This is a genomic window from Porphyromonas sp. C0041D3 (assembly GCF_056590575.1).
Window position 1 is genome coordinate 66262 of the sequence record NZ_JBWPWJ010000008.1, and the last position, 14750, is coordinate 81011.

Sequence of the window (14750 nt, forward strand, 5' to 3'; positions counted from 1 at the left end):
CAGCAGAGCAGGAGTACAGGGAGTCGGGGAAGAGTGGGACTACGTGGGATAGGGCGGAATGTAGTACCTTTGGGAAAAGTGAATGCGATAGAGTATGACTACAGGTAAGACGATATTTCTCCCACAGATCAAGCGGAGCCTCGCGACGGAGGAGCTGCTGAGCCCGGCAGAAGTTTTTGACCGCTTCCGCGAAGACTTCGAAGCGATCGGCATCAGCGATGCCTATGCCACCACGATGAATAATCACCCGTGGGCGCTCCAGCGACCCATCGTGGAGTCCTGCAGGCTCACCTATGCAGACTACTCCTCGGAGGAGGGCAGCAGAGCCTACATCAGGACCCTGGCACTGCTGCTGACTGCTGCCGCAAGGGAACTTAAGCTACCTACTCTGAAGCTCGAATTTGCCCTCGCCAAGGGCTACTACGGTACCATAGGTGACCGACGGCCGACGACGGAGGAGATGGATCGGGTGCGCGCCTGCATCCAGAGGTACATCGATGCCGACCTGCCGATAAATAGGGTGAGGCTCTTTGCCGAGGAGGCGATAAAGTATATGGAGGAGAAAGGGGACGTCGACACCGCAGCGCTCATCAGCGACTCCGGGCGCTACTCCGTGGTCCTCTGGGAGCTGCAGGGCGACTACTACTATATCCTCCATCAGGTGCTGTCGCGGACGGGGCAGCTCCACCTCTTTGACCTCGAGCCGGCCAATGACGGCTTCCTGATCAGGGTGCCGGATCGCCGGGATCCCACGAGGCTCGCTGAGAAAGAACTGCAGCCCAAGCTCTTCAAGGCACTCGACTCGCAGCATCGACTCATCACCGGACTGAGTGTGGAGGATGTGACACCGCTCAATCTCCTGATCCGCTCCGGCAAGGCAACGCAGATGATCCAGGTGGCTGAGGCACAGCAGGAGAAGCAGATCGCTGCCATCGCCTCCCACATCGCTCGCCTGCATCGGGACAAAGGGGTGTCGGCAGTGCTGATCTCGGGGCCCTCATCGTCGGGGAAGACCACCTTCTCCCGCCGCCTGACGACCCAGCTGCTGACCCACCTCATCCGGCCCTACCCGATCTCTCTCGATGACTTCTATGTCAATCGGGCGATCACCCCGCACAACGAGGCGGGACAGCCGGACTACGAGTCGGTCTATGCGCTCGACCTTCCCTTCCTCAGGGAGACGCTGCGGGGGCTGGTCCGGGGGGAGGAGATGCCGATGCCGCGGTACGACTTTGTCCTCGGTGAGCGGGTGATGGACCCGAGGAATACCCTTCGGCTCACTGAGCAGGATATGATTATCATCGAGGGGATCCACGGGCTCAACCCGATCATCCTGACCGATGCCGTGGAGGACTCGTCGTACAAGATCTACGTCTCCGCCCTGACAGCTATCTCTTACGACAAGCACAATTGGCTCAGCACAAGCGACAACCGCCTGCTACGGCGGATGGTGAGGGATGTGAAGTATCGAAATAAACCGCCCGAGGAGACGCTTACCTCCTGGCCTGATGTGCGTGCCGGTGAGGAGAAGTGGGTCTTCCCCTACCAGGAGGAGGCGGACGTGATCTTTAATAGCGCTATGGTCTACGAGCTCGGTGCGCTGAGACAGCAGGCAGAGCTGGCGATCAGTCGGGTGCCGGAGATGAGTCCGGTCTATCCGGTGGCGGCTCGGCTCCTGCGGGAGCTGCGCTTCTTCGATCCGATCCCGGAGAGACTGCTCCCTCATGGGTCGCTCCTGAGGGAGTTCATCGGTGGCAGCAGCTATCGGGATAGGTAACCTACTTCTCTTTTCCTATGACACTGAAAGCAACGGCAGGCGATCTCGTCTTCCACTCCAAGCATATCGACATCCTGCGCTACCGGGTCCCCGGCTGGGAGGCTCTGGAGCCACAGGCTCATCGCTACGTCTACCACCTCGCCGAGGCGTGCCTCTACGGTCGGGACATCCTCTACCTGCAGCACCACCCGATGGCGCTCGCCGCACGGGTGATCCTTGAGGCGATCTGGGAGCAGGGGACCTTCCGCAATCACGATATGGAGGACTACCTGACGCAGCTCTGGATGTACTCCGGCTTCCACCACCACTACAAGGAGACGAAGACGGTCCCCGCCTTTAGCCGGACCTACTTCCACGAGGCGGTGCTGCAGCTGCCTTACGATGTGGAGGCGTACCTCGAGGCGCAGGGCTTCACCCTTGACGCCCTGGAGGAGATGATCTTCGACCCGAGTAAGGACCCCCTTCGCCGAGCGGACGGGGATCGGGAGACCTTAGTGGAACGGTCAGCGGTCAATTTCTACGGCCCCGGCGTCACCACAGCGGAGGCGCTGGAGTTTTACGAAAAGCGAAAAGACAAGTACCGCATCGCCCCGGGACTCAATAGCCGGCTCGTGAAGGATGAAAAAGGCGAGCTACGGGAGCTGACCGCCTATACCGACGGGCTCTACGGCGACGCCCTGCAGGCGATCGTCCGGCAGCTCACCGCGGCGCTCTCCTACGCCCCAAGCGAAGCGGCAAGGGAGACCCTCCGGACGCTGATCGCCTACTACGAGAGCGGGGACATCGATGCCTTTGCCGACTACAGCGAGGCATGGGTGCGGCTACTGGAGCCGGTGGACCTGATCCACGGATTCATCGAGACCTACGAAGATCCGCTCGGGCTGAAGGGCTCCTACGAGGGGATCGTGGAGCTGGAGGATCCCGAGGGCACCGAGCGGGTGCGCCGGATCGTCGAGCTGGCGGGCTACTTTGAGCAGCAGTCGCCCATCGACGAAGCTTACAAGCGGACAGAACCCCTCGGGCGTGCGGCCCGCGCCATCGACGTGGTGATGCTGGCGGGAGACAGCTACCCCGCCTCGCCACTTGGGATCAACCTCCCCAATGACGAGCGTATGCGGGCCGAGGTGGGGAGCAAGAGTGTCACACTCTCCAATATCTCCCTCGCCATCGACCGCTACCGCAGTGCGGCGTCGATCGACCTTTTCTATCACGGTGAGGAGGTGAAAGAACGGCTGAGACGCTATGGTGCCGAGGCGGACATGCTCCACACCGACCTCCACGAGATCATCGGTCACGGCTCGGGGAAGCTCCTCCCCGGCGTCTCGGGTGCCGACCTGAGGGAGTACGACTCCTGCATCGAGGAGGCACGGGCGGATATCAATGCCCTCTACTTCATCGCCGACCCGAAGCTGGTCGAGCTGGGGATCCTGCCCTCGCCTGACGCTTATCGGGCGGAGTACGACCGTTACCTTACCTCTGCCCTCATCACTCAGCTCTCCCGCCTCGGGGAGGACACCGTGCTGAGGGAGGCGCATATGCAAAACCGTGCCCTCATCGCCCGCTACGCCCTGCAGTACCCGGAGGCGGTGACCCTGGAGGTGATCAATGGGGAGCACTTCGTCCAGATCCACGACTACGACCGGCTGAGAGAGATCTTTGGTGAGCTACTGCGAGAGCTGCAGCGCATCAAGAGCCGGGGCGACTACGAGGCGGCCGCCGACCTCGTTGCCCGCTTTGGCACCGAGGTGGATCCGGAGCTGAGGGAGGAGGCGATCCGTCGCGACCGAGCCACCGGCATGGCACCCTATCTCGGCTTTGTCAATCCCAGACTCTCGCTCCGTGGGGAGAGCGTGGAGATCGACTACACCGAGGGATTTATCGAGCAAAATCTCCGCTACAGCGAGCAGTACCGCACGCTGGCATTGCCCCTGGAGGGCTTCCTCCGCAAGGAGCACAAGGTCTACGGCGAGGGGAGGTGGCACGACCGGCTCAATGCGATCCGGCAGCGACTCCGCAAGCGGATGAGTGGCGACGTCTCCAAAAGTATGCGCGACAAGGGGCTGCAATACGGGATCAACTTTGGCGTCAGCCTGCCCGACCTGCGGGAGATCGCTGCGGAGCAGCCCCGCGACCGCTCCCTTGCCGACCTGATGTGGACGAAGGAGGTTCGCGAGATGCGCCTTCTCTCCCTGATGATCCGCCCCCGGGAGGAGCTGACCCGCAAGGATCTCCTCACGCTCGCCGGCGAGTGTCGCACGATCGAGGAGGCGGAGCAATTTGTCACCCTCCTGCTGATCGGCTCCGGTGAGGAGGAGCGGGTGGCTACGGAGGTGGCGAAGCAGTCTCCCGAAGCAGTCCTGCCGTGGGTCGTGCTGACTCGACTCGCCGTCGCTGGTAGCGCCTCGCCCCGCTTCGTCAAGCACTCTCTCGACAGCGCCGAGGAGGTGCTCTCCGAGGAGCGACCACTCCAGGCGACCTACATCCTCCGCGCGCTCTCCCGCCTCGCCGAGCGTCAGCCCGAGATGCGACAGCGCATCGCACGCTTCGCCAATGCCCGTGCCAAGGAGGAAGACCCACTCCGCAAGGGGGTGGGGGAAGAATTGACCGAACTGCTGGAGTACCTCAGGCAATGAACGTACAGATAGAGCCCTCGTGGAAGGAGGTGCTAAGAGAAGACTTCGAGCAACCCTACTTCCGTCAACTGACCGACCGAGTACGGCAGGCCTACTCCGAGGGGCAGTGCTTCCCGCCCGCTCCCCTGATCTTCAATGCCTTCAACCTCTGCCCCTTTGACCAGGTCAAGGTGGTAATCGTCGGTCAAGACCCTTACCACAACGTCGGGCAGGCGATGGGTCTTGCCTTCTCCGTCCCCCGCGGAGTGATGATCCCGCCGTCCCTTGACAATATATATAAGGAACTGGCCGACGACCTCGAGGTTAAGAAGCCCCTCTCCGGGGACCTGACCCACTGGGCGCGACAGGGCGTCTTCCTCCCCAATGCGACGCTCACCGTCACCGCCCACCAGCCGCGCAGCCACCACGGCTGGGGCTGGGAGCACTTCACGGACCGGGCGATAGAGCTCCTCGCTGAGCGGCGGGAGCATCTTGTCTTCATCCTCTGGGGGTCAGATGCGCAGCAGAAGGCGCGCCTCATCGACCCCGAGCGCCATCGTATCCTCCGTGCGCCACATCCCTCGCCCCTCAGTGCCTACCGAGGCTTCTTCGGCAGCAAGCCCTTCTCCAAGACCAACGACTACCTCCTCCGCCACCACCTCCCCCTCATCCGCTGGGTAGAGGACTAAAAACCGCCATCCACAGTTCAGAGAGATTGATTGGAATAAATCTCTAACGGATGGATATTGGGAAAGAAATGCTGCACCCTTCGGGCGTGCCGCAACTCCAGCCCAGTATCCGCCCCCATCTGATCTCTCAAAAAGGCGTGCTCTAAAGGTTTTTTGCCCTTGGGGAATACGAAAGATTTCTAGTACTGATCAAAGAATTGCTTAGCATCTCCTTGTCATTCCCTCCGGGGACTTTAGTAAAGGGGGCCCTCCCCGACTCTTCGCACTGCAAAGATACTACCTCGACAACCACACAATGTCTCTTTGTGTCTCGACCGATCTCCTAAGTGCAACTCTAAGCACAACTGGTCTGCATCTGAGCATACAAGCCACTATAGCAATGCTCCCACCATAGACTTTAGGCACTCGGGGACCTCCCCCACACCAATCCCGATCAGGTCAAGACCACCTTCATCCAAGAGCACCGCTTCGTCCCCTACACCGAGGAATCCGTTTCTGCCTTCATTAGCGAGGGTGTGTCGTCCTATCAAGATGAAATGCCCTCTTTTTTAAGGGGCTCCTAAGGACTATAGTATAAGAGAGAGGTATAGTTCAAAGGAGACCTGTGGAGGGGGGGGGTACCTACATAAGCCTTACAGCGGTCTATGTCGCCTAAGGTGGGGATCAGTAGCGGCGGGTGTCTTGGCGCATACCACCGAGGGCACCTCCGGGCATCTGACCACCGAAGGGATTGCCACCGGGCTGGTCTCCGCCACCCTCTCGGCGCCGACGGAGCTCTTCCTCGCGCTCTTTGTTGCGGTCCTTGCGCTTCTCCTCATTAAACTTTGTCTGGATCATCGTCCGGGGCTTCTGCGTGAGGAGCGGTGTCAGGAGAGGGTAGAAATTCTCCTTCACCTCCCAATTCTTCATAAGCTCAAAGACCTTGGGGGCGTAGTAGACCGCTTCGGGCTGGGTGGAGGCATCGTAGTCCCCAGGGTCCCAGCGATGATTGCCGTTTCGGTCATAGATGATGCGGAGACCGTACTTCCCCGGATCGAGGTCCGGGAAGAAGAGTTCGCAAGCCTTGCTGTAGGAGGTCCAGACGAGCTTGTCATCCGGCGTAAGGAGTTCGCCTATGATCGAGTCCGGCAGATCGTGGATGGTGACGCGGAGGGAGGAGAAGTCGCTCTTCTCTTTTACCTTAAAGGCATCGACAACGGTTTTATTGAGCCGGTGACCATAGATATCGGCGATCTCAGCGCTGTCGACGTGGAGCTCGTACTGACCGCCATAGCTGAGGCGGGCGCTGATCAGCCCCGAGGTGACGCTGCCGTCAAAGAATGCGATGGTGTCGATCCGCATCGGCTGGAGGATCGAGTCCTTGGCATCGTAGAGGGTGAAGGCGCGGAGCATCGAGGTGTCGATCGGGAGGGTCGAGGCGAAGAGGATCGAGTCGGAAATACCGCCCTTACCCTTGTGCTCGATCTTGATGGAGAAAGGACTCTCGACAGCATGAGCGATGGAGTCGCTCTGGGCACTCTTCTGTTTCTTCTCCTCCTTATCGATCTTGGGCGCCTTGTAGGCGATGCGCAGGGTGTCGCTCTTGTAGGCGGGGAGGCCGAGGCTATCTACGGAGAGATAGGTGAGCGCAAAGGTGCTGTGGGCGCTCCAAGTGGTGTCGGTGAAGAAGAAGTTGACGACCCCATCCTTGCTCTTGTCCATGACGTAAGGGGGCTTCATCGTGTCGGTCGGCAGCGCGAGGGAGTCGACCCGGGCGAGGTTGATGGCGCTGTCAGGTAGGGCGTTGAAGGTGAGTCGAAGCTGATAGGGAGCGGGGCGCTCGCGCTTCTTCAGGAAGCGCTTTGGGTCACGTGGCTCGTAGTAGAGCAGGACAAGATCATCGGGGTAATAGTGGGTGAAGGGGACCTGCTTGATGGTGTCGATGGTGAGCGAGTCAACCCAGAGGGTGTCGGGGCGAATGTCGGGCTTGCAGGTGGTGAGGACGGCACTATCGAGCCAGGCAACGCCCTCGGTTCCAACCATGTCGTTGCGGTAGTTCCCATCACTCTCCTTCAGAGCATAGACGTGGTAGCGTCCCTCACGGACGTTGCGGATCACAAACTTCGCCTTGTCGGACGTGCGACTGGTGCGGAGGAAAGTGGTGTCGTGGAAGGCACTCCTCGGGGCGGTGTCGGGATGAAGACCTACGAGGAGCCCCTGCATAGGCTCGTGTGTGCGAGCGTTAAGTACCGTCCCTGCTATCTCCATGGTGTCGATTCGATCGCCTGTGCTGAAGGCAAAGGAGAAGTTCTCCAGCGGATTGCCCTCATTATTATCGACAATCGCATCGGTGAAGTCGATCGTGTAGGTGGTATTGGGCGTAAGGGTGTCCTTGAGGTTGACCACCACTTTCTTCCCATAAGAGATGATCTCCGGCTGCTGCAGCTGAGGCGGGGAGACGATGATCTTCTTAAGCGGGTCCTTGACAGTGACAAATTCGTCAAACCAGAGGGACACCTTTCTGGACGAGATATTGAGCTCTCGCTCAGCCGGGTTACTCCGGACGAGCTTCGGGGGCTGGTCGTCATAGGGACCACCATCGGGGGCCACCCTATTGGCGCATCCGTAGATTATGGCAATCGTTCCGCCTATCAGGAGAGAGAGGTGGAGCCAAGGAGATCGACGTCTGTACTTCATCATAAGTTCAACGGGCTTGCCTGCAAAGGTCGGTAAAAAAGTGGGGATAACTCCGTACCGTCACGGCGACATCATCCGGTATCATCACCTGCGTCCCCTCCAGTGCGGTAGCAAGGACGCCAAAGGCCATAGCGAGGCGGTGATCCCCTCTATGATCGAGCGTCACACTACCGGGAATTGTTTCACGTGGAACGCCCGTGTAGGTAACGCTGTCAGGGGAGTGAGAGACAAACGCCTCACCGGACCATCCCAGCGAGTGAGCGATAGAGAGCGAAGCGCTGAGGCGATCCGACTCTTTGTAGACCAGTGAGGATAGTCCCGTAAATGTGGCAGGCACTCCTAAGCCAATTACTGTGGCAAAGAGGGCGGGGAAGAGGTCAGGATTCTGAGACAAGTCAAGATTGAGCGGCTGGTCTACCTCAGTCGGTTCAAGACGTCGGATCAGTCGCACAGAGTGATCAGTAGTAACGACATCCAGAAATGGTCCAAAAAAGTCAAGCACACGAGCATCCGGATGGGATGAATTAGGATCCAGCCCCTTCAAAACTAATTTTTGGATCTCCGGGTGGAGCGCTTGCAACTCCAGCCAAAAGGCAGCGGATGAGTAATCGGCAGGGAGTGTCAGATCATAAGAATCAAGAGTAGTCAAACCTATCTTCCGACCAGGCTCAAACTTGATCCGCTCCGCTTCCCAAGTGAGATTTACACCGATCTGACTCAGGTGGTCGATCGTCAAGGCGATATACCTTGAGCTGGGATCAGAATGCTGCCTCCGGATACTCACAGGGTAGTTTTGAGCTACCGCAAAATAGATTATCGCAGAGATAAATTGACTTGACTCCCACGCTCTTGCGTCAATCTCTGTTTCACGTGGAACCAACTGACGTCGCGCATCGACGACCCACCGGTCATCCGTCAGGTCGATCGTGACACCACAACTACGCAGATAGTCGAGGAGTGGACCCATAGGGCGTCGGAGCAACTGAGCATCGGTGAGGTGAAAGGTAGTCTGACGACGCTCTGCAGCAGCAAGTGCCAAGAGGAACCGTGCGACACTCGCAGAGGCAGTGAGGGTAATATCAGAGTGTCCCGAGAGAAGCGCCTGGAGACCATCGTACATAGCGTAGAGGTCCTCCGGGGCATCGGTACCCAAGAGATCACAATGGGGCATCTGAGTAACTCCCCTACCCCGCCGAAGGAGGTAGCAGGAGATCAACGCACGAATGCCCTCACTCTTCGACAGAGGGAGGTTTACCTCAATAGACGAGGCAAAAACCGTTTTCGTGAGCAACTTCATAGTCACAAATATAGCAGAAAGTCCCGTCCCATCCTTGACTATATGCGACTAAAATAGGGGCGATAGAAAGGAGCTTTTCAGATAGAAAGCAGGCACATACACAGGGGTGGTAAGCGCACCACTATTCACGATGATATGAAAGGCTTCGGCAAGACTCCGGCACGTCACCCCCGGGGCCATAGGATATGGTGCCATCCCCAATTCTTCGCACTGCAAAGATACGACCTCAACCACTACCCAATGTCTCCTTTTGTTTTAATTGGTCACATAGGTCAACTCAAAGCACAATTGGTCAGTATGATGGGCATTCGAGCCCCCACAGCCATTCTGTGGTGCCTTCCCTTTTAATGCGCTATTAAATCGGACGAGTCGAACGGTTCTGCACGCCATAGTAGATACGACTCGTATAGAGTGTCACACCCCCGGATATTCGCATTACAAGCGACACTAAAGAGAGGGACGTGGAGTTAAGAGGGCATCCGATTAGGATAAAAAAAGACCCGCAAGCTCCACGACAGGGTAAAGCTTGCGGGTCTATTAGGATGTGCGAAAAATATCAGAGGAGATGCTTGAGCGTGTCCGCCTCCAGGGAGCTGGCACCAAAGCGGAAGAGGTCGGGGGTCAGCCACTCGTCGCCAAGGACCTCCTTGAGGATACAGAGGTACTTGAGCGCCTCCTCCGTCGTACGCACGCCACCAGCGGCCTTGATCCCTCTCTTAAGACCAAACTGATCGTAGTACTGCTTGACGATAGAGGCCATAATGTAGATCGCCTCGGGCGTGGCACCGGGATACCCCTTACCGGTAGAGGTCTTGATGAAGTCTGCATCACAGAAGAGAGCGAGGATGGACGCCTTGACGATATTCTCGGGGGTCTGCAGGGCGCCGGTCTCAAGGATCACCTTTAGGATCACATCCTTGGCGGCCTGTCTCTGCTCCTGCAGCTGGTCACAGACGGTCTCGTAGTCACCAGCGAGGAAGGCGCCGACCGGGAGTACAATGTCGATCTCCTCCGCCCCATCGTGGATCGCCAGAGCGATCTCAGCCACCTTGATCTCGGGGAAGGTCTGCGACGAGGGAAAGCCACCTGCCACGCAGGTGATGTGGCACTGCTCGACGGTGAGGTTTTCCTTGATCACCTGAGCGAAGTTAGGATAGACACAGATACTCGCCACAGGGGTAATGTCAGGGTGGTCGTCATCCAGCTTATTGACCTGCTGAGTCAGCTTATAGATCTTATCCTCGCTGTCCTCAGAGGTAAGCGAGGTGAGGTCGATCATACTGTGGATAAGGTTGATATTATCTCTGGTATCAAGCTCCTTATAGTGCTTGTCGACACACTCCTGCACCTTGGTCGTCACCTCCTCCATACTGAGGTCAAAGGTAAACTTTCCGAAGGCCTCACTGTACTTATCCTGTGAGGGGAAGAAGTCGTTATCGTGGTGATTATGACTCATGGTTGTATAATTTGGGATTGGATAAATGTCTGAACTTGTCGCGAGCTGTCTTCTTCGCTATATTCCTCTCAAGGGCCTCCGTAAGATCGCAATCGGTCTGATTGGCAATGCAGGCGAGGACCCAGAGGACATCAGCGAGTTCGTCTGCCAGATGCTCCTTGGAGAGGTCGTCCGTGGACTTCGCACTCTGATCCCCATAGGTTCGAGCGATAATGCGAGCCACCTCGCCCACCTCCTCTGTGAGCTGCGCCATATTGGTGAGAGGCGAGAAGTACCGGACCCCGTAGTCGTGGATCCACTGGTCAACCACGGTCTGGACCTCTCTAAGTGTGGGGCTGGGTGTGTCGGTCATCTGTTTCGCGAATCTATGCAAATGGTCACAGGACCATCGTTGAGTAGCCGGACCTTCATATCGGCCCCGAAGATCCCCTTCTTCACCTCTGACCCGAGCTCATCGGAGAGAGCCTGCGCCATAAGGTCGTAGAGTGGCTCTGCCTCGGGTCCCTTGGCAGCATGGACGTAGGAGGGTCTATTGCCCTTCTTCGTCGATGCAAGGAGAGTAAATTGGCTGACCAGCAGGATATCCCCACCGATGGACAGGATGTCCTTATTCATCACCCCATCCTCGTCGTCAAAGATGCGCAGGGCAATGATCTTGCGGACCAAGTAATCCATATCCTCGGCGGTGTCGCCCACCTCCACTCCCTGTAAAACCAGCATCCCGATACCGATCGACGAGACCAAAGACCCATCAACCGTCACGGACGCCTCGCTCACACGCTGAATAACTGCTCTCATAGACCAAAGATACCACTTTAGGAGAAATAAGAGGTCGGCACGGAGGAGAAACCAAAAAGCAGTGTGGCCCAGGCGTGCTGAGAGGGCGTCAGGCCTCGCTGTCGGGGTGAAAGTAGTCCCAGACGAGGCGAGCCTTGGCAGGGCCAATGGCCTCTGTCAGTTCGTCCAAAGAAACAGACTCGCGGATCCGCTTCACCGACTTGAAGGTGCGGATCAGCTTCTTCTGAGTAGCAGGGCCGATACCTGCAATAGCGTCGAGCTCAGAGGAGATCGACCTCTTAGCATGGACATTTCGGTGGAAGGTGATGGCGAAGCGGTGAACCTCATTCTGTATCCTCTCTAAGAGGTGAAAGACCTGCCCGCGCTGCATAATGCCGATCACCTGAGGCGGATCTCCATAGAGCACCTCGCTGGTGCGATGGCGGTCGTCCTTGGCGAGACCGAGGATCGGTATCTCTACCCCCACTTCGTCAAGAGCCTTTCGCACCACCCCCATCTGTCCCTTGCCACCATCGGTGATGATGAGGTCGGGGAGCTCCTCCCCCTCGTCACGCAGGCGACTGTAGCGACGTACCACCACCTCGCGCATCGAGGCGTAGTCATCCGGCCCCTCGACGGTCTTGATGTGGAAGAGTCGGTAGTCCTTCTTGGAGGGGACACCGCCCTTAAAAACGACACAGGCGGCCACCGGCTCCGCTCCTTGGATATTGGAGTTATCGAAGCACTCCACGTGCCAGGGAAGCTTAGGCAGACCGACTGAGCTCTGCAGGTCTCGCAGGATCTGCATATTGTGCTGGGCGGGGTTGAGCTTCTCCGCCTGCAGGTCCTTATCCTTGATGAACTGATCCACATTGTGCTGGCTCAGGTCGAGGATATGCTTTCGGTCACCCCTCTGAGGGATCGTGACGCGATAGGCAGAGAGGTCGAGGTACTCCGGCATAAGGGGGAGAATGAGCTCGCGAGTGCCCTCCAGAGGCAGCGTATCGAGCAAGTCCTTCAGGACGGAGGCAAAGAGCTCCACATCCTCCTCCTCTATCCCTCGACGGTACTCCATGGTGCGCCCCGAGATGATCCGTCCGTCCCTCGTCAGGAGATAATTGACGAAGAAGGAACGCCTCGAAGAGCCATAGGTGGCCACCAGCGCATCACCGATGACGTTGCTCATGATGGTACTCTTCCCCTGGTAGTTCTCCAGCGTATAGAGCATATTCTGCATCTGCAGGGCGGTCTCAAAGTCCAGCTCCTCAGATGCTCTTGCCATCACCTCCTTGATGTCCCGCTTCACCTCCGTGATATGCCCTCGCAGGATCTCCTTAGCCGCCCGGACGTCCCTGTCGTAGTCCTCCTCCGTCTGCAGACCTTCGCAAGGCCCCTTGCAGCGGCCGATGTGGTACTTCAGGCAGACCCGGAATTTTCCCCTCTCGATATTCTCCGGAGAGAGGTTAAAAGAGCAGGTGCGAAACTTGTAGAGCCGACGGAAGAGCTGGACCAGCTGATAGGCCATCGACTTATTGGGATAGGGACCATAGTACTCCGTGCTGCCGCCCGGCTCTGGCTTGTGCGTGGTCCCAAAGCGCGGGAAGCGCTCCCTCGTGACGTAGATGTAGGGGTAGAAATTACCATGCTTGAGCATGATATTGTAGGGTGGCTGGTGCGTTTTGATGAGGTTATTCTCAAGCAAGAGCGCATCAGTCTCCGTCTGGACTACGATATACTCCACGGTCTCAAAGACGCGCAGCATCGCCCGAGCGTTGGGTCGGTCGGACTCGCGCTGGAAGTACTGCCCCACCCGCTTGCGGAGATTTTTTGCCTTACCGACGTAGAGCACCTTATCCTCCTTGTCGCGGTAGATGTAGACTCCGGGCGACTCGGGGATCACGGATAGGCTGTTGCGTATGTCTTTCTTGGCTATCAGCATGGCGTTCCACGTGAAACAAAGAGGACTATCGTCCCATGAGTATCAGGAGGATATTGATATCCGTGGGGCTGATGCCGGGGATGCGGGAGGCCTGACCGATGGTCGCCGGACGGATCCGGTCGAGCTTCTGCCGAGCCTCAGTCGAGAGCGACTGTATGGAGAGGTAGTCAAAGTGGCCGGCGATGCGGATATCCTCTAAGTGGCGAGCCTTCTCGGCTGCCTGACGCTCGCGGGCGATGTAGCCGGCATACTTCACCTCCACCTCGATGGTCTCCTTAACCTCCTCCGCAAGCTGACCCTGCTCTAAGAAGTTCGCCAGCTGTGGGACAAAGGGGACCAGCCCATCCAGCGTGATACGGGGGCGAAGGATCACCTCACGGAGCCTCTGCGGATGCCTCAGCGGTGTCTCCCCTACCCGCTCGAAGTATGCCGCGAGGTCGGGCGTGTCGGCCACGGAAGTGTCCCTGAGCAGCTCCTCAAAGCGATCGATCAGCGCCAGCTTCGCCTCCAGTCGCCTCTCTCGACACACGCCGACCGTCCCCAGCTCTATCCCCTTGGGCGTAAGTCGTCTGTCGGCATTATCCTGCCTTAGGAGGATACGGTACTCGGAGCGACTGGTAAACATCCGGTAGGGCTCGTCCACCCCCTTCGTCACTAAGTCATCGATCAGAACCCCTATGTAGGCTTCGTCCCGAGCGAGGGTAAAGGTCTTGGCAAGAGACTGAGCAGCGAAGTGAGCATTGACCCCGGCGACGAAGCCCTGACCTGCCGCCTCCTCGTAGCCTGTCGTGCCATTGACCTGACCGGCGAAGAAGAGCCCCTTGACCAACTTCGTCTCTAATGTGTGGTGCAGCTGCGTCGGGTCGAAGAAGTCGTACTCGATCGCATAGCCGGGCCGCATAATCGTCGCATCCCGCAGCGCAGGGATCTGCCGGATCGCCTCCTCCTGTACCTCTATGGGGAGCGAACTGCTGAAGCCATTGAGGTAATACATCGTCGTGTCGGCGCCCTCCGGCTCGAGGAAGAGCGGGTGGTGATCCTTCCCGGCAAAGGTGACGATCTTCGTCTCTATGCTGGGGCAGTAGCGCGGCCCAATGCTGTGTATCTGACCATTATAGAGCGGTGCCTCATCGAGATGACGCCGCAGCACCTCGTGGCTGGCAGGCGTCGTCTCCGTCAGGAAGCAGGGCCTCTGGGGCGTCTCCAGTCGGGACACCTCCGGGAGGAAAGAGAAGTGGTGCCACCCCTCCTCACCATCCTGACGCTCGCAGAGGTCAAAGTGGATCGTGCGACCATCCAGCCGCATCGGCGTGCCGGTCTTCATCCGATCGGTCCTGAAGCCTAGCCCGGCGATCTGCTCCGAGAGGCGGAGCGAGGCCGGCTCGGCGATGCGTCCCCCCGGGATCTTCACGCTGCCAATATGCATCAGGCCATTGAGGAAGGTCCCATTGGTGAGGATCACAGACTTCGCCTTTATCGTAAGCCCCATGGCGGTGACTACGCCGGTGACCGCCCCACCCTCCCCAC

Annotated in this window: 10 protein-coding genes; 3 read left to right on the top strand and 7 right to left on the bottom strand. The window is 58.4% G+C overall.

Features of this window, described 5'->3' with window-relative positions:
• Window positions 1-94: 94 nt before the first annotated feature.
• From AC1EKE_RS06985 to ung, 3 genes are read left to right on the top strand one after another with little or no spacing between them, the layout of a single operon-like run.
• A complete protein-coding gene (locus AC1EKE_RS06985; RefSeq protein WP_480308820.1) occupies window positions 95-1777 on the top strand; it encodes a nucleoside kinase in 1683 nt (560 codons plus the stop codon).
• Between the two features lie 17 nt (window positions 1778-1794).
• On the top strand, window positions 1795-4410 hold the full coding sequence (locus AC1EKE_RS06990) for a dipeptidyl-peptidase 3 family protein (RefSeq protein WP_480308821.1): 2616 nt from the start codon (window positions 1795-1797) through the stop codon (window positions 4408-4410).
• Complete coding sequence (gene ung, locus AC1EKE_RS06995) at window positions 4407-5078, top strand: uracil-DNA glycosylase (RefSeq protein ID WP_480308822.1); 672 nt, start codon at window positions 4407-4409, stop codon at window positions 5076-5078. Before AC1EKE_RS06990 ends, ung begins: the two co-directional genes overlap by 4 nt.
• A gap of 663 nt (window positions 5079-5741) precedes the next feature.
• Here the strand turns inward: ung and AC1EKE_RS07000 are convergent.
• The 7 genes from AC1EKE_RS07000 to mnmG all read right to left on the bottom strand — a co-directional run.
• On the bottom strand, window positions 5742-7757 hold the full coding sequence (locus tag AC1EKE_RS07000) for an Ig-like domain-containing domain (RefSeq protein ID WP_480308823.1): 2016 nt from the start codon (window positions 7755-7757) through the stop codon (window positions 5742-5744).
• A 4-nt stretch (window positions 7758-7761) separates the two neighbouring features.
• Complete coding sequence (locus tag AC1EKE_RS07005; protein ID WP_480308824.1) at window positions 7762-8925, bottom strand: hypothetical protein; 1164 nt, start codon at window positions 8923-8925, stop codon at window positions 7762-7764.
• 682 nt (window positions 8926-9607) lie between these two features.
• On the bottom strand, window positions 9608-10507 hold the full coding sequence (gene deoC / locus AC1EKE_RS07010) for a deoxyribose-phosphate aldolase (RefSeq protein ID WP_296158987.1): 900 nt from the start codon (window positions 10505-10507) through the stop codon (window positions 9608-9610).
• Entirely contained in the window at window positions 10497-10859 is a 363-nt protein-coding gene (locus AC1EKE_RS07015) for a nucleotide pyrophosphohydrolase (protein ID WP_296164062.1), read from the bottom strand. The genes deoC and AC1EKE_RS07015 overlap by 11 nt, the downstream gene beginning before the upstream one ends.
• A complete protein-coding gene (dtd, locus tag AC1EKE_RS07020) occupies window positions 10856-11305 on the bottom strand; it encodes a D-aminoacyl-tRNA deacylase (protein ID WP_296164074.1) in 450 nt (149 codons plus the stop codon). The genes AC1EKE_RS07015 and dtd overlap by 4 nt, the downstream gene beginning before the upstream one ends.
• An 88-nt stretch (window positions 11306-11393) precedes the next feature.
• Window positions 11394-13223: an excinuclease ABC subunit UvrC gene (gene uvrC / locus AC1EKE_RS07025; protein WP_296164076.1), complete on the bottom strand. Its 1830-nt coding sequence runs from the start codon at window positions 13221-13223 to the stop codon at window positions 11394-11396.
• Window positions 13224-13248: 25 nt separating this feature from the next.
• Window positions 13249-14750: tRNA uridine-5-carboxymethylaminomethyl(34) synthesis enzyme MnmG (mnmG, locus tag AC1EKE_RS07030; RefSeq protein ID WP_480308825.1), on the bottom strand; the 1502-nt coding region annotated here is incomplete at its 5' end.